Here is a 15,609-nt window from a genome sequence, read left to right as displayed (position 1 = left end):
TCGCGCTCACTGGGCTGGTCTCTGCTCGCGACTGCGGGGCTCGCAAAACCGGCTCACTCCTCGCGCTCACTGGGCCACCCCCGCCACGGTGAACAGCGCTCGGGCGCGAGCGGCGGCCAGGTCGGCGTCGGGCAGCAGCCCGGCCGCGTCGGCCAGGGTGAGCAGCATGGCCAGGTGCACCGGGGACCGGCCGGACTGCGCGCCAGCGACCATCGTGAAATGGTCCTGGTGCCCGGCCAACCAGGCCAGGAAGACGATCCCCGTCTTGTAGTGCCAGGTCGGCACCGCGAACAGGTGCCGGGCCAGCGGCACGGTGGGCCCGAAGATCTCGTCGTACGCCGTCAGGTCCCCCCGGTCCAGGGCGGCCAGCGCGGCAGCGGCGGCCGGCGCGATGGCCGCGAACACCCCGAGCAGCGCGTCGGAGTGACCCACCTCGTCACCGCGGATCAGCTCCGGGTAGTGGAAGTCGTCACCGGTGTAGAGGCGTACCCCGGCCGGCAGGCGGCGGCGCAACGCGACCTCGCGGTCGGCGTCCAACAGCGACACCTTGATGCCGTCCACCCTGGACTGGTGCGCCTTGATCAGCTCGATCACCGTGTCGGCGGCCAGGTCCAGGTCGACCGCACCCCAGTAGCCGGTCAACGCCGGATCGAACATCGGACCCAACCAGTGCAGCACCACCGGTTCGTCGGCGGCGCTCAGCAGCTCGTCGTACACCCGCAGGTAGTCCTCCGGGCCACGGGCCGCGGCGGCCAGGTGTCGGCTGCACATCAGCACCGGCCGGGCGCCGGCGGCGCGGACGTCGTCGAGCTGCTCGGCGTACGCGGCGGTGACCGCCGCCAGGGTGGCCGGGCCGACCGGCAGCTGGTCGGTGCCGACCCCGGCGACGATCCGCCCGTCGACCGCACGGGCCTCGGCGGCGCTGCGCCGGATCAGCTCACGGGTGGCCGGATAGTCCAGCCCCATCCCCCGCTGGGCGGTGTCCATCGCCTCGGCGACCCCCAGCCCGTACGACCAGAGGTGCCGTCGAAAGGCGAGGGTGGTGTCCCAGTCCACCGCAGCCGGGGCACCCGGCACGTTCTCCGCGCCCGGGTCGGCGACCACGTGAGCGGCGGCGTACGCGATCCGGCTGGTCGCCGGCGCGGCCGGGCGGGCGAAGCCGCCACCCCCGGCGAGTCGGTGTCGCCGTCCGCCGGGTAGCACCACCTCGGCGCTCATGAGTGCAGCTCCGGCACCTCGATGCGACCGCCCTCGCGGGCCGAGCGCAGCCCCAGCTCGGCGAGCTGCACGCCGCGCGCGCCGGCCAGGAAGTTCCACCGGAACGGCTCGTCGGCCACCACGTGCCGCAGGTACGCCTCCCACTGCACCTTGAAGCCGTTGTCGAACTCCTCGTTGTCGGGCACCTCGGCCCACTGGGCGCGGAAGTCCTCGGTGGCCGGCAGGTCCGGGTTCCAGACCGGCTTCGGGGTGACCGCCCGGTGCTGCACCCGGCAGTTGCGCAGGCCGGCGATCGCGCTGCCCTCCGTGCCGTCGACCTGGAACTCCACCAACTCGTCGCGGTACACCCGCACGGCCCAGGAGGAGTTGATCTGCGCGATCACCCCGCCGTCGAGTTCGAAGGTGGCGTACGCGGCGTCGTCGGCGGTGGCGGCATACGGGTGACCGGCCTCGTCGACCCGTTCGGGCACGTGGGTGGCGGTCACACAGGAGACGGCGGTGACCCGGCCGAACAGCTCCTCCAGCACGTAGTGCCAGTGCGGGAACATGTCGACCACGATGCCGCCGCCGTCCTCGGTCCGGTAGTTCCACGACGGCCGCTGAGCGGGCTGCCAGTCGCCCTCGAAGACCCAGTACCCGAACTCGCCGCGCACCGAGAGGATCCGGCCGAAGAAGCCGCCGTCGATGAGGCGCTTGAGTTTGCGCAGACCGGGCAGGAAGAGCTTGTCCTGCACGACACCGGTGCGGACGCCGGCCGCGTCCGCCGCCCGGGCCAGGTCGAGGGCCGCCGCGGTGTCCTCGGCCAGCGGCTTCTCCGTGTAGATGTGCTTGCCGGCCTCGATGGCCTGCCGGATCGCCTTCTCCCGTTGCTGGGTGACCTGCGCGTCGAAGTAGATCTCGACGTCGTCGCGGGCCAGCGCCGAGGTCAGGTCGGTGGTCCAGTCGGTCAGCCCGTGCCGCTCGGCGAGCTCCCGGAGCTTCGTCTCGTTGCGCCCGACCAGGACCGGTTCCGGCCAGATGGTGGTGCCGTCGGCCAACGCCACACCACCGGATTCACGGATGGCCAGCAGCGACCGGACGAGGTGCTGCCGGTAGCCCATCCGTCCGGTCACGCCGTTGACGATGATGCCGATCGACCTGCGGGTCATGGTGTTCCTTCCGTCGTGCTGGTCGTGCCGATCTGCGCTCAGTGGTTGGCGGCCGCGCTGCCGAGCAACCCACGCAGGTCGGTGGCGAGCCGGTCGAAGCGGGGATCCGACATCACCTGCGCGTAGTCGCGGTGCGCCGGCAGCTCGACCGAGAAGGTGCGGATGATCCGGCCGGGCCGGGGACTCATCACCACGACCCGGGTGCCGAGGAAGACCGCCTCGGCGATGGAGTGGGTGACCAGCACCACAGTGGTCCCGGTCTCCCGCCAGATCCGGTGCAGTTCGGCGTTCATCTGCTCCCGGGTCAGCGCATCCAGGGCGCCGAACGGTTCGTCCATCAGCAGCACCGGTGGGGAGTGCAGCAGCGCGCGGCAGAGCGCCACCCGTTGCTGCATGCCGCCGGACAGCTCGTGTGGCAACGCCTTCTCGAAGCCGGTCAGGCCGGTCATCTCGATCAGCTCGTCGGCGCGGCGGGCCGCCTGCGCCCGGTCCATGCCGCGCATCTCGGCCTGGAGCAGGATGTTGGCTCGGGCACCGCGCCACTCCAGCAACGCGGCCTTCTGGAAGACGAAGCCGATCTCCTTCTGCGGGCCGCGCACCGGGCGCTGCAACAGCGACACGTCACCGCTGGTCGGCTTGACCAACCCCGCGACGATCTTCAGGAGGGTGGACTTGCCGCAGCCGGACGGGCCGACGATCGTGACGAACTCGCCCGGCTCGATGTCCAGCGACACGTCGTCCAACGCGGTGGTCTGCGCCCGTCGGGTGGTGAACCGGACGGTCAGCCCGGACATCCCGATGGCGGTGCCGGTGGCTGCCGGCGCGGCGGTCACCGGGTCACCCCTGCGCCGCGTACGAGGAGTCCCAGTACGCGCTGGGCGCTCCCGGGTCCTTCAGCTCGGCGTAGCGGGACATCAGGTTGATGGTCTCGGTCCACTGGGCCTCGGTGTTCACGCCGGGCGGGCCGTCCGCGCCGATCAGCGGCATGTTGAGCGTGAGCTGCTTGGTGAGCACCTCGGGCGCCGGCTCGTTCTCGGCCAGAGCCGTCATCGCGCTCACCGCGCCGGCCGGGTCCCGGGCGGCGTCGGCCCAGGACTTCTGGGTGGCCCGGACGAACTTGCGGACCAACTCCGGGTCCTTCTGCAGGGTCTGGGTGTTGGCGATCAGGCCGGTGCCGAGCAGGTTCATCCCGTAGTCGGCGAAGAGCAGCACGTCGACCTTCTTGCCGGTCTTGCTCTCGATGGTGGGCGCCTGGTCGTGGAAGAAGCCCATGATGGCGTCGACCTTGCCCTCGGCCAGGGCGGCGATCTTGCCGGCGGCGTCGACGTTGACCACCTTGACGTCGTCCTTCTTGAGGCCGTTCTTCTCAAGCCAGGCCGGGAAGGTGGCGTAGAGGGCGTCGCCGGGGGTGCCGCCGACGGTCTTGCCCTTGAGGTCGGCCGGTGTCTTGATGTTCTCCTCGGTGAAGAACTCCACCGAGGAGGGCCCCTTCTCCAGGTACGCGCCGAGGCTGCGCACCGGCATGCCGCTGGCCACCGACTTCAGCAGCACCGGGCTGTCCGCCCACCCGAAGTCGGTCTGCTTCTGGGCGACCTGCTTGATGGTGTTGCCCGAGCCGTTGCCGGGCAGGATCTTCAGGTCGATGCCCTCGGCGGAGTAGTAACCCTTCTGCAGGCCGTAGTAGAAGGGCGCGTGCTCGCCGTAGGGCACCCAGTTGAGGGTGAGGGTGACCTGCTTCTTGCCGTCCGCGCCGGTCTTGCCGGCGGGATCGTCCCCACCGCAGCCGGTGGCGGCGAGGAGCAGGGCGGCGGTGGCCAGGATGGTGGTGGCGGTGCGTTTCATCGGTGCCTCCGTGATGGGGTCGGTCAGGAGGTGGTGAGGGACACGCCGGCCCGACGGCTGGCGTGCCACGGAATGAGCAGTGCCTCGGCGATCTCGACCAGGACGAACAGGACGATGCCGATGGCCGACATCAGGATCAGGTCGGCGAACAGCAGTGGGGCGTCGAGGTTGCCGTTGGCCAGCAACAGGACATAGCCGAGCCCCTCGCTGGCGCCGACGAACTCACCGACCACGGCGCCGACCACGGCGAGGGTGACGGCCACCTTCAGGCCGGCCATCAGGTGCGGCAACGCGTTCGGGAAGCGGATCTTGCGGAAGGTGCGCCACGGCCCGGCGCCCATCGTGGCGGCGAGGTCGAGCAACTCCGGGTCGGTGGAGCGCAGCCCTGCCACCCCGGAGATGACCACCGGGAAGAACGCGATGAGCACCGCCAGGATGATCTTCGGGGTGAGGCCGAGGCCGAACCAGACCACCAGCAGCGGAGCGATGGCGATCTTCGGAATGACCTGTGCGAACAGGACGATCGGGTAGAGCGCCTTGTCCAGGGTGCGGGAGTAGGCGATGGCGACCGCGGTGACCAGACCCAACGCGGCGGCCAGCACGAAGCCGAGCACCGTCTCGTAGAGGGTGACCAGGGTGTGCCGGGCCAGCTCCGACCACTGGGTGGTCATCGTCTCCCACACCTGGCCGGGGGTGGGCACCAGGTAGTTCGGGACGTACTCGCGGGCCGCCACGAACCACCAGGCGGCGAAGAAGACCGCGAGCACCAGCGCCGGGCGCCAGAGCGAGTCGGCGAAGGTCACCGCCCGGCGACCGAGCGTGGGACGTGGTGGACGGCCGCCGCTGGGTGGCGGTATCGCCACCGTGGACGAGGCCGCACCGTCGAGGCCGTCCCCCGCACCAACGCTGCCGGGCCCGGCAGCGGCTGCTCGCGCACCACTGGCCTGGTCGGCGGCGGCCTGCCGGCCCGCCGTGTCCAAAGAGTTCTCGGTCACGCGGAACCTCCTCGGGGCCCGGCACGGCACCCATGGACCGGGCATTCGGCGGATCAGGCAAACGCTTTCCTGGAGCGTAGGCGGCCCCCTCACGCCGGGCAAGGCCTTTCCTCGATCTGTTTCCGCCGATGCCTGGCAGTCCGCCAACTGTCCCGAAGGGACGGTCAGCCGGTCGCCGGATAGGTGTCGAGGAGGCCGCACATGCCCAACCGGCCCCGCTCGACCGGCTCGTTCACCGCGTACACACCGGCGTCGCCCAGATGGGCGGGATCCCCCCGCTCCAGGGCGTCGAGCTGCGCGGCGGTGTCGGCGGCGGCGCGGCCCGCGCCGGCCTCCCACCGCTGCCGCCACCGCGTCAGCAACGGCTGGCGCAGGGCGATCGCGGCGGCGTGGAACGCGGCCAGCGCCGCCGGACCGCCCGACCGCAGCGCCTGGAAGCCGGTCACCGCCAGATCCCGACGGCGGTACGCGGCGTGCACGTCCGCGCCCGGCGCTCCCCCGTCGGGCAACGCCGCCGCGGCGTCGTACGCGGCCGGGTCGGCCAGCACCTCTGGTGGGAAGGTCAGCACCGCGTCGCCGGCCTCGGGCAGGCCGCTGTTCTGCATCAGCACCACGATGCGCAGCCCGCCGGTGTTGACCAGGCGGTGCACGGTGCCCGGCTCGAACCAGACCACCACCCCCGGCCGCAGCGGCGTCTCCCGGTAGCCGGCCGTGGTCAGGGTCTGCACCGCGCCCTCGCCGTCGGTCACCACGTACCCCTCTGTGCAGCACAGGTGCACGTGCGGGGTGCCGCCGACCAGGCCGTCCGCGGCCACGGTGTCGTAGACGCGCAGCCGGGACACGCCGACCCCGCCGGGCAGCGGTGCCGGCCGATCACGCATCGAAGTACTCGTCGGCGTCGTCCGCCGCCGGCAGGGACACCAGCAGCACGGTGAGATCGCCGATCGCCCGGTGCCGGCAGCCCGGCTTGATCAGGAACGCGGACATCGGCCGGGCCGGGTGCCGGACGCCGTCCAGCTCGATCTCGCCCTCACCGGCGAGCACGACGTAGTACTCGGTGGCGATCCGGTGGTGGTGGGTCACCGCGTCCTGCACCTGGAGCAGATGCACGCTGGCCTGGCCCTCGCTCTCGGCGATGAAACCCCGGCGGGTGGTCCCACACGAGCAGCGCCGGGCGGGCAGGTCGTCAAGTTGAAGTACCGCGAAGCGATCGGACACGGCCGGACCTCCCTGCGGGAAAGGGCTTTCTCTGCGGTACGGTGACGCTAGCCGGCACGACGAAACGCCGTCAACAGATCGAGGGGGCGGGCCATGGCGACCCTGTCCGATGTGGCCCGCCGTGCGGGCGTCTCGCCCGCCACCGCCTCCCGCGTCATCAACGGCAGCAGCAAGCCGGTCACCGATGAGCTGCGCGAACGGGTGCTCGCCGCCGTCGCCGAGTTGCAGTACGTGCCGAACGCGCACGCCCAACTGCTGGCCCGCTCGCACCGCAGCGCGGTCGGCGTGATCGTGCACGACGTCTCCGACCCGTACTTCGCCGAGATAACCAGAGGGCTGCAACGGGTCGCCACCGACCAGGGCCGGCTGCTGATGATCTGCAACAGCTACCGCGACCCGGACCGCGAGTTGGAGTACGTGGAGCTGCTGCGCGGCCACCAGGTGGCGGCGCTGATCCTGGCCGGCTCGGGCTACCACGACGAGGCGTTCACCCGGCAACTCAACGAGAAGCTCGCCGCGTACGAGGCCACCGGCGGGCGGGTGGCGGTGATCGGCCGGCACGAGCACTCCGGCGACGCGGTGATGCCGGACAACCGGACCGGCGGCTACCTCGCCGGGCGGGAGCTGTGCGGTCTGGGGCACCGCGCGATCGGCGTGGTCGCCGGCCCGCGCATCCTGACCACCACCACCGACCGGCTCGCCGGGCTCCGGCAGGCCCTCAGCGAGCAGGGCCGCGAGCTGCCCGAACGGCGCATCCGGTACGCGGAGTTCGACCGCGACGGTGGCGCCGAGGCCACCGCCCGACTGCTCGACGCCGACCCGGAGCTGACCGCGATCGTGGCGCTCAACGACTCGATGGCCATCGGCGCGCTCGCCACCCTGCGCGCGCGTGGGTTGGCCGTGCCGCAGCAGATCTCGGTGCTGGGTTTCGACGACATGCCGATCGCCCGGGACGTGACCCCGGCGCTGACCACCGTGCGGCTGCCCCTCGTCGACATGGGTGTGCGGGCGATGTCCCTGGTGCTCGGCGTCGGGGCCCCGACGCCCCGGGTCGAGGTGCTCCCCGCCGAGCTGGTCCGCCGCGACACCGCCGGTTTCGTCCCACCGTCCACCCGCGCCACGGCAGGTTCCGCGCCACGTGCACGACGAGGTGACAGCACGTCATGACCGGTGCCAGCCCGACTCAGCGGCCCCTCACGCGCGCCGATGTGGCGTACCTGGTCGGTGCGTCGTTCGGGCCACACACCCGGGTCAAGCACGCCGGCCCGCTGGCCGGCGGCGGCTACGCGACGGTCTGGTGGGCGCTGCTCGACGACGACCGTCGGGTGGTGCTGAAGTTGGCTCCGCCGGCCGGAACGCCGCTGCTGCGCTACGAGCGCGGGCTCTGCGCTGCCGAGGAGCGGTACTTTCGGCTCGTCGCGCAGCGGGCGCCGCAGGTGCCCGTCCCCCCGGTGCTCTGGCGCGGCGCCGACCCGGCGTACGGCGAGTGGTTGGTCACCGCGCTGCTGCCCGGCCGGTCGCTGGCCGACCTGGCCGAGGCCGGTGTCGTGGTCGACGACGGCCCGGCGCGCTACGACCTCGGGGTGGCTCTCGCCGCGTTGCACCGGGTGACCGGTGAGCGGTTCGGGTACGACGACGACCGGGCCGGCGCACCGACCTGGCGGGCGGCGTTCACGGCGATGCTCGACGCGCTCCTGGCCGACGCGGTCGACTGGGACGTCCCACTGCCGGTGACCCCGGAGCAGCTGCACGCGCTGGTGGGGCGGCACGGCGACGTGCTCGACGAGGTGCGCCGGCCCGCGCTGCTGCACTTCGACTGCTGGGACGGCAACGTGCTGGTGGCGCCCGACGGGGACGGCCGGTTGCGGCTGCGCGGCCTGGTGGACGGCGAGCGGTTCCTCTACGGCGACCCACTGCTGGACCTGGTGTCGCCGCTGCTCTTCCGGCGCGTCGAGGACGAGCCGGAGCACCCTCTGCTGCGCGGCTACCAGGCCAGCGCAGCCGAACCGCTGGTGCTGGACGCTTCGGCACGCCGCCGGCTCGGTCTCTACCGGTTGCACCTGTACCTGCTGATGATTGTGGAGATGCCCAGCCGTGGGATGACCGCGCACAGCCATCCCGGACGGCAGGCCGGGCTGACGGCCCTGCTCGACGAGGAACTGGCCGCGCTCGCCTCGGGCTGACCGCCCGGCGCGGGTGGCGTCCGACGCGTGGTCGGACGCCACCCGCCCTCGGTCAGGGCAGGTCGATCGGGCGCAGCACCCGGTCCACGGCGTGCGCGATCTGCCGGTTGCCCTTGTTGACGTCGTAGGAGACGACCCGCGCGTCACGGTCGTCGGTGTCGGCGTCGACCAGTCGCACCTGCCGGAAGAAGTACAGGTAGGTGCGCACGTCGACCTCGACGGTCGAGCCGAGCGCGGTGGTCAGGTCCGTGCCGTCGGCCCGGACCGCCGTCTTGCGGTCGATGGTTGCCCCCGGGACCACGTGGTAGAGCAGCACCGACTCGACGGTGTCGATGCCCAGCCCGGCTACGGCGGTGAAAGCGGCACTCTCACTCGGCAGCTTCCGGGCCTGCGTGATCTCGCGGACCAACTGCTGGAAGGCAGCGTCGGTGGGGATGAACGCGGTCAGCGCCACGGTGCCATCGGTGAGCACCTTGACCGGAGAGTTCGGCTTGGCCTCCAACACGGCCAGCACAGCCGCCGTCAGCACGTCGAAGTCCCGCGAGTTGCGGTCGAAACCGCTGGTGTCCTTCGTGAGCACCGCGGCGAGTGAGTTCGTGCCGAGCGGCTTGGCCTTGCCGGTCGCCTGAGCGGCCGGCACAGCGATGGCCGTGGTGGCCAGCGCGGTGGCCATGGCGCCCACCGCCATCCTGGCGGCGAGTCGTGCGATCTTCATCAGCGGGCCTTTCGTCGAAGCGACGGATCCGTGACGTCTCGTCACGATCCATGCTTCGCACCGGGTAGGCCGCGCAGATGCACCCACGGATAACGGATTGTCCGGGGCTCCTGCCCGGGCCTAACCTCCCCGGGTGCTGATTCGGGAGTTCGTCGACCGGGACTGGTCGCAGGTGTGGCCGATCATCGAGGAGGTGATCCGGGCCCAGGAGACGTTCCCCTACGACCCCGCGATGACCGCCGAGGAGTCGTACGGCATGTGGGTCGAGGCGGCGCCGGGGCGGACCGTCGTGGCGGTCGACGGCGAACGGGTGCTGGGCACCGCGAAGATGGGCACCAACCGGCCCGGGCCGGGCGCGCACGTGTCCACCGCGAGCTTCATGGTCGCCGCCGACGCGCGGGGCCGGGGCGTGGGCACCGCGCTGTGCCGCGACGCCCTCACCTGGGCCCGCCGGCAGGGGTACGCCGGCATGCAGTTCAACGCCGTGGCGGAGAGCAACAGTTCGGCGGTGCGGCTGTATCGGCGGGAGGGCTTCGAGGTGGTCGGGACCGTGCCAGGCGCGTTCCGTCACCCCACCCTCGGCCGGGTCGGCCTGCACGTGATGTACCAGGAGTTCTGACCGCGCCCACGCCGGCCCGCGCCGGCCTCCGGTCGATCATGGACTTGTGGTGGTGTGCAAAAGGGGCAGGCGCTCACAACGCGCCCACCATAAGTCCATGATCGACCGGGAGGACTCAGCCGCCGGCCGGGGCCGGGCGCAGTTTGGGCTGGCCGGCGGCCGGCTCCGCGCCGGCACGGCGGATCGGGGTGAAGAGGGCGCCGACCGCGACCAGCAGGCACCCCGCGCCGGCCGTGAGTGTGACCGCCGGCGCACCGTAGCGGCCGGCGGCCCAGGTCAGCACGACAGCCCCGGCCGGACCGAGGGCGTAGTGCGTGCTCCAGAACGCCGACGTGACCCGGCCCAGCAGGTGATCGGGGGTGATCTCCTGCCGCAGGGACATCGAACAGATCCCGCCGACGCTGAGACAGCACAGGTACACCGCGGTCAGCGTGGTGACCGCGGGCACGGTGGTGGCGAGGCCGACCCCCGCCACGGCGAAACCGCAGATCGCGTGCGCGCCGATCCAGGTGGCGCCGAAGCCGCGACGGCGGCGCAGCGGCGCCACCAGCAGCGCGCCGGCGACCGTGCCCAGCGCCGCCAGGCCGAGCACCGTGCCGACGGTGCCCTCCGAGCCGCCGAGGTCGTGCGTGACGTGATAGATCAGCACGTCGACGAAGCCGTAGGTGAGGAAGATGAAGACCGACAACAGGACGGTCAGCGCGCGCAGGACGGGCTGTCGCCACAGGAACCGCGCCCCGGCCAGGAACTCGGCCAGCGGGCGTTGCCGGGCCACCCCCTCGTCCACCTGGACGGGGCGCAGTCGGATCAGCCACAGGCCGGCCGCCGAGAGCGCGAAGCTCGCCGCGTTGACGGCGATGGCGGTGGCCGGGCCGAAGCGGGCCGCCACCACACCGGCGAGCAGCGGCCCTAGGACGGCCGCCGACGCGTACGTCGCCTGCAACCGGCCGTTGGCCTCGGTGATCCGGTCGGAGTCGACGAGGTTGCGGACCGCGGTCACCGCGGCGACCTGGAACAGCATGCCGGCCGCCTCGCAGATGGGCAGCACGACGAAGAGCAGCCAGACCTGCGGGCCCGCGAGCCACGCCAGTGGCACCAGGGCGTAGAGCACCAGCCGGGTCAGGTCCGCCACGATCATCAGGGTGCGCCGGTCGTACCGGTCGACCAGCACCCCACCGAAGATCCCGGCGACGACGGACGCCGCGCCCGCGACGGCGGTGAGCAGGCCCATCTGCGCCACCGACCCGGTCGCCTGGAGCACCAGCAGCGGCACCGCCAGGTAGGCGAACGAGTCGCCGGCCGCGGAGAGCGACTGGGCGACCCAGTACGTGCCGAAGGTCCGGTCCCGCCAGAGCGGAGCCCGACCAGCGGCGACGGATCGGCTCATCGCGCCAAGGGTAGTGAACGCGCCCCTCCTGCGCCGGCCGTGGCGGGCGTCACATCGCTGCCATGTCACGAACCGACGAGCGCCACGCATCTCGTGGTCGTCAGTCCGATCAGAGAGGCGGAACAATGAGCACAGCGCATCGACAGGTCCCGGCGGGCACACACCGCGTACTGATCCTCGGCGCGGGCTACGCGGGCATGGCCGCGGCGACCCAACTGGCGGCCCGGACCAGGCGGGCCGACGTGCAGGTGACGGTGGTCAACGCGCAGGAGCGGTTCACCGAGCGTCTCCGGCTGCACATGACGGCGACCGGTCAGCGGCTCGCCGAGCTGGACATCCCTGAGCTGCTGGCGGGAACCGGTGCGCAGTTCGTGCGCGGCTGGGTGACGGCGGTGGACGCCCACGCGAAGACCGTCCGTGTCGACGACAGTCGGGTGCTGCGCTACGACACCCTGGTCTACGCGTTGGGCAGCGTGACGGACACGGCGGCGGTCCCGGGCGTCGAGGAGCACGCGTACGCCCTGGACGGTCCGAGCGGCGCGACCACGCTGGCGGACCGGCTGGCACGGCTCGGTGCCGGCACGGTCGTCGTGGTCGGCTGCGGGTTGACCGGGGTCGAGGCGGCCGCGGAGATCGCGGAACGGCACCCGCAGATCGGTGTCACGCTGGTGGGCCAGCAGGACCCGGGAGCGAGCATGAACCCGAAGGCCCGGGCGTACCTGCGGGGCGCGCTGACCCGCCTCGGCGTCCAGGTGATCACCGGAGCGGCGGTCACCAGGGTCCGGCCCGACGGGGTCGAATTGGCCGGTGCGGAGACCGTGGCGGCCGACGTCGTCCTCTGGACGGGTGGTACCCGGGTGGCGCCGCTGGCCGCCGCCGCCGGGTTGACCGTCGACGAACGCGGTCGCGTCGTCACCGACTCCGCGTTGCGGTCGGTGTCGCACCCCGACGTGTACGCGATCGGCGATGCGGCAGCGATCCGGCAGGGTTACGGGGTGCTGCACGGCACCTGCCAGAGCGGGATGCCGACCGGTGTACACGCGGCGGTGTCGATCGCCCGCGCGCTGCGGGGCAGGCAACCCAGGCCGTTCCGGTTCGGTTACTACCACACGCCGGTGAGCCTGGGCCGTAACGACGCGGTCGTGCAGTTCACCCGCCCCGACGACAGCCCTCGCCGCGGGTGTCTGACCGGGCGGATGGCGGTCTGGTACAAGGAGACCGTGAGCGCTTCGCCCTGGCCGACCTACCGTCGCATGTCGCGGTTGCCCTCCTCGGGCGCGCTCTGGCCGCGCGGCGGCCGCTTCACCCGCCTGCGGGACGCGCGGTGACGCACCGGCCGGACGCCGACGAGCAGGTGTTCCACAGTCATCGCAACCTGCTGTTCTCGGTGGCCTACCGGATCCTCGGCAGCGCGGCCGATGCCGAGGACGCGGTGCAGGACGCCTGGATCAGCTGGTCCTCGGCAGACCGCTCCCAGGTCGCCGACCCCAGGGCGTACCTTGCCCGCATCGTGTCGAACCTCGCGTTGCAGCGCCTGCGCTCGGCCCGGCACCACCGCGAGACCTATCCGGGGCCGTGGTTGCCCGAACCCGTCCTGACCGATGGGGACGCCGCCGACGCCGTCACCGAGGCGGAGTCGGTGTCGATGGCGATGCTGGTGGTGCTGGAGACGCTCAGCCCGCTCGAACGTGCCGTGTTCGTCCTGCGGGAGGTCTTCGGCTTCAGCCACGCGGAGATCGCGGCGGCGGTGGAGCGCTCCGAGGCGGCGGTCCGCCAGACCGCCCACCGGGCTCGCGAGCACGTGCGAGGCCAGCGGCAACGTTTCACGGCGGACCGGTCGCAGCAGCGTGGGGTCACCGAGCGATTTCTCGCCGCCTCGACCGGTGGCGACATCAACACCCTGCTGGAGCTGCTGTCTCCGGACGTCACGTTGTGGACCGACGGTGGCGGCAAGGTCCGCCAGGCCCTGCTTCCCATCAGGGGTGCGGGAACGGTTGCCGCGTGGTTCGCGGCCATCGGCACGGTCACCTACCAGGGCGTCGCGCCGCACGACATGCGTGCCGCCCTGGTCGAGATCAACGGGGGGCCGGGTCTGGTGTTCAGCGGTGGGGGTCGGGTGGTCGCCACCGTCTCCCTCGACATCGACGCCGGCGGTCGCATCACCGCCATCCACAACGTCGCCAACCCCGACAAGCTTCGCGCCGTCGCCGACGGCACCACCCACCACCTCGCGGCGCGGTGAGCCGGCCGGCTCGCCGTCAGCCGGTGCTGGTGAGGTCGGTGGTCGCCGCGAGTTCCGTGACCACGTCCAGGAACCGGTGCAGCGCGGGCGCGGTGTTGCCCGCCAACCACACCATCTCGGTGTACGCGTAGGCGCCGGACAGCGGAACGAACACCACGCCGGTGCGGCGAAGGCTCGCCGCCGAGCAGGCGAGCCGGGTGACGCCGAGACCGGCGGCGACCAGGCCGAGGAGGCTCTGCACGCCGGCCTCCTCCTGAACGACGGTCGGTACGAAGCCCGCTTCCCGGAACTGCTCCTCGTAGGCGCGGTGCCAGGGTTCCCAGGAGCTGCGCGGGGTCATGACCCACGGTTCGTTCGCCAGGTCGGCGAGGGTCAACTCGTCGCGCCCGGCGAGCGGGTGGCCCTCGGGCAGCACCGCGCAGACCGGTTCGGTCGTCAGTCTCCTGGACTCCAGGCCGGGAACGAGCGGGGTCCGGGTGAAGGCGGCGTCGAACCGCCCTTCGAGGACGCCCTGCACCAGGGTCGCGATGCTGGTGGACTCGGTGGCCACGTGCAGGTCGGGGAGGTGGTGGCGGACTGCCCGGACCACCGGGGGCAGCAGGTGATTGGCGACGGTGGTCAGGAAGGCGAGCCGGAGGGTGCCGACCTGACCCCGCCGGGCCCGTTCCACGACGGCGACGGCCTGCTCGGCGCGGTCGGTGACAGCGCGCGCCTCGGGCACGAACAGGGCGCCGATGTCGGTGAGGGTGGTGCCGCGGCTGTCACGGTCGAACAGTTTCGCCCCGAGGGCGCGTTCCAGGGCGGTGATCTGCTGCGACAGCGACTGCTGGGCGATCATCAGGCGGACGGCGGCCCGGGTGAAGCTCAGCTCCTCCGCGAGGACCAGGAAGTACCGCAGTTGTCGCAGCTCAGGCGTCGCCACAGGAACAGACTGTAGCCACGCCAGGAAGAGCGTGTTGGCCGTCCGCTCAGACCTCCGCGCACGATCGGTGCGAAGGGCGGCACCGGTACCGCGAACCGGCACGGCCACGTGAGGACACCAACCGAAGGAAGACGTTCATGTCGGAAACACGCGTCAACACACCGTTCAACGCCCGATCCACCGCCGCCGACGTCGTGGCCGGTGTCGACCTGACCGGGCGACGCGCCATCGTCACCGGTGCCTCGTCGGGCATCGGGGTGGAGACCGCCCGGGCGCTCGCCACGGCGGGCGCCGAGGTGACCCTGGCGGTACGGGACGTGCGGGCCGGAGAACGGACGGCGCGGGAGGTTGGCGCCGGGACCGGGAACCGGCTGCTCCGGGTCGCGCCGTTGGACCTGTCCGACCAGCGGTCGGTCGCCGCGTTCGTGGCCGCCTGGGACGGGCCCCTGCACATCCTGGTCAACAACGCCGGGGTGTCGGCGACCCCCGAGATGCGCACGGCGGAGGGTTGGGAGTTGCAGTTGGCCACCAACCACCTCGGTCACTTCGCAGTCGCCAACGGGCTGCACCGGGCGCTCGCCGAGGCCGGTCGGGCCCGTGTGGTGTCGCTGAGTTCCATCGCCCACGTTTCGGCCCCGATGGTCTTCGAGGACGTCAACTTCCGGGCACGCCCCTATGACCGTCTGCTCGCATACGGCGAGTCGAAGACCGCCACCGCGCTGTTCGCGGTCGAGGCGAACCGGCGCTGGGCCGGCGACGGCATCACCGTCAACGTGGCCAACCCGGGGGCGGTCGCCACCAACCTGGGACGGCACCTCACCGAGGAGGACTACGCACAGCTTCCGGCGTTCGACTTCAAGACCCCGCAGCAGGGGGCCGCGACCTCCGTGCTGCTCGCTGCGGGGCCGCAGCTGGAGGGCATCGGCGGCCGGTACTTCGAGGACTGCCAGCAGGCGGTGCGCCACGACCCGGCGGACCCGCTGAGCGGCGTCGCCGACCACGCGATCGACCCCGCGGCGGCGGCGCGGCTGTGGCAGCTCTCGCTGGACCTGTTCGCCGGCGCGCAGCGTGCCTGAACGTCCGGAAACGGCCGCGGGATCCCGCGCGGCCGTTTCCGGAC

Annotated in this window: 16 protein-coding genes; 6 read left to right on the top strand and 10 right to left on the bottom strand. The window is 72.1% G+C overall.

Going from position 1 to position 15,609, the window contains the following annotated elements; translation table 11 throughout:
* Window positions 1–66: 66 nt before the first annotated feature.
* From DLJ58_RS12600 to DLJ58_RS12570, 7 genes are all read right to left on the bottom strand, one after another.
* Window positions 67–1,218, bottom strand: a complete 1,152-nt coding sequence (locus tag DLJ58_RS12600; protein ID WP_124856025.1) for a dihydrodipicolinate synthase family protein — start codon at window positions 1,216–1,218, stop codon at window positions 67–69.
* Window positions 1,215–2,366: a Gfo/Idh/MocA family protein gene (locus tag DLJ58_RS12595; RefSeq protein WP_124856023.1), complete on the bottom strand. Its 1,152-nt coding sequence runs from the start codon at window positions 2,364–2,366 to the stop codon at window positions 1,215–1,217. Before DLJ58_RS12595 ends, DLJ58_RS12600 begins: the two co-directional genes overlap by 4 nt.
* A 38-nt stretch (window positions 2,367–2,404) precedes the next feature.
* Window positions 2,405–3,160, bottom strand: coding sequence for an ABC transporter ATP-binding protein (locus tag DLJ58_RS12590; RefSeq protein ID WP_425271310.1), 756 nt, complete (start codon window positions 3,158–3,160; stop codon window positions 2,405–2,407).
* A gap of 43 nt (window positions 3,161–3,203) precedes the next feature.
* Window positions 3,204–4,208, bottom strand: a complete 1,005-nt coding sequence (locus DLJ58_RS12585) for an ABC transporter substrate-binding protein (protein ID WP_124856019.1) — start codon at window positions 4,206–4,208, stop codon at window positions 3,204–3,206.
* 23 nt (window positions 4,209–4,231) lie between these two features.
* The gene (locus tag DLJ58_RS12580; RefSeq protein ID WP_208741055.1) at window positions 4,232–5,203 is read right to left on the bottom strand and encodes an ABC transporter permease; all 972 of its coding nucleotides are present in this window, start codon (window positions 5,201–5,203) and stop codon (window positions 4,232–4,234) included.
* A gap of 164 nt (window positions 5,204–5,367) precedes the next feature.
* On the bottom strand, window positions 5,368–6,084 hold the full coding sequence (locus tag DLJ58_RS12575; RefSeq protein ID WP_124856017.1) for a cupin domain-containing protein: 717 nt from the start codon (window positions 6,082–6,084) through the stop codon (window positions 5,368–5,370).
* Window positions 6,077–6,421 carry a cupin domain-containing protein gene (locus tag DLJ58_RS12570; RefSeq protein WP_124856015.1) on the bottom strand — a complete coding sequence of 115 codons (345 nt, stop codon included), beginning with the start codon at window positions 6,419–6,421 and terminating at the stop codon, window positions 6,077–6,079. Before DLJ58_RS12570 ends, DLJ58_RS12575 begins: the two co-directional genes overlap by 8 nt.
* Window positions 6,422–6,514: 93 nt before the next feature.
* Here DLJ58_RS12570 and DLJ58_RS12565 point away from each other — a divergent pair, with 93 nt between their 5' ends.
* Together DLJ58_RS12565 and DLJ58_RS12560 are read left to right on the top strand one after the other, a co-directional pair.
* Window positions 6,515–7,588 carry a LacI family DNA-binding transcriptional regulator gene (locus DLJ58_RS12565; protein WP_124856013.1) on the top strand — a complete coding sequence of 358 codons (1,074 nt, stop codon included), beginning with the start codon at window positions 6,515–6,517 and terminating at the stop codon, window positions 7,586–7,588.
* Window positions 7,585–8,604, top strand: coding sequence for a phosphotransferase family protein (locus tag DLJ58_RS12560; protein ID WP_124856011.1), 1,020 nt, complete (start codon window positions 7,585–7,587; stop codon window positions 8,602–8,604). Before DLJ58_RS12565 ends, DLJ58_RS12560 begins: the two co-directional genes overlap by 4 nt.
* A 52-nt stretch (window positions 8,605–8,656) precedes the next feature.
* Here DLJ58_RS12560 and DLJ58_RS12555 read toward each other — a convergent pair whose 3' ends face one another.
* Window positions 8,657–9,319, bottom strand: a complete 663-nt coding sequence (locus DLJ58_RS12555) for a fasciclin domain-containing protein (RefSeq protein WP_124856009.1) — start codon at window positions 9,317–9,319, stop codon at window positions 8,657–8,659.
* A gap of 133 nt (window positions 9,320–9,452) precedes the next feature.
* On the opposite strand from DLJ58_RS12555, the gene DLJ58_RS12550 reads away from it, so the two are divergent.
* Complete coding sequence (locus DLJ58_RS12550) at window positions 9,453–9,938, top strand: GNAT family N-acetyltransferase (protein WP_124856007.1); 486 nt, start codon at window positions 9,453–9,455, stop codon at window positions 9,936–9,938.
* A 115-nt stretch (window positions 9,939–10,053) separates the two neighbouring features.
* Here the strand turns inward: DLJ58_RS12550 and DLJ58_RS12545 are convergent, their stop codons facing one another.
* Complete coding sequence (locus DLJ58_RS12545; protein ID WP_124856005.1) at window positions 10,054–11,325, bottom strand: MFS transporter; 1,272 nt, start codon at window positions 11,323–11,325, stop codon at window positions 10,054–10,056.
* A 125-nt stretch (window positions 11,326–11,450) separates the two neighbouring features.
* Here DLJ58_RS12545 and DLJ58_RS12540 point away from each other — a divergent pair, with 125 nt between their 5' ends.
* Both DLJ58_RS12540 and DLJ58_RS12535 read left to right on the top strand, forming a co-directional pair.
* Window positions 11,451–12,653, top strand: a complete 1,203-nt coding sequence (locus DLJ58_RS12540; protein WP_124856003.1) for an NAD(P)/FAD-dependent oxidoreductase — start codon at window positions 11,451–11,453, stop codon at window positions 12,651–12,653.
* Window positions 12,650–13,567 (top strand): RNA polymerase sigma-70 factor, encoded by a 918-nt coding sequence (locus DLJ58_RS12535; protein ID WP_124856001.1) that lies wholly within the window; start codon window positions 12,650–12,652, stop codon window positions 13,565–13,567. The genes DLJ58_RS12540 and DLJ58_RS12535 overlap by 4 nt, the downstream gene beginning before the upstream one ends.
* Window positions 13,568–13,583: 16 nt before the next feature.
* Here DLJ58_RS12535 and DLJ58_RS12530 read toward each other — a convergent pair whose 3' ends face one another.
* Entirely contained in the window at window positions 13,584–14,489 is a 906-nt protein-coding gene (locus DLJ58_RS12530) for a LysR family transcriptional regulator (protein ID WP_124855999.1), read from the bottom strand.
* A gap of 137 nt (window positions 14,490–14,626) precedes the next feature.
* On the opposite strand from DLJ58_RS12530, the gene DLJ58_RS12525 reads away from it, so the two are divergent.
* Window positions 14,627–15,565 (top strand): SDR family NAD(P)-dependent oxidoreductase, encoded by a 939-nt coding sequence (locus DLJ58_RS12525; RefSeq protein ID WP_124855997.1) that lies wholly within the window; start codon window positions 14,627–14,629, stop codon window positions 15,563–15,565.
* Window positions 15,566–15,609 lie beyond the last annotated feature (44 nt).

The organism is Micromonospora arida, from assembly GCF_003857035.1.
In the GTDB taxonomy this organism is placed as follows: domain Bacteria; phylum Actinomycetota; class Actinomycetes; order Mycobacteriales; family Micromonosporaceae; genus Micromonospora; species Micromonospora arida.
This window is presented reverse-complemented; position numbering and strand designations above follow the sequence as displayed.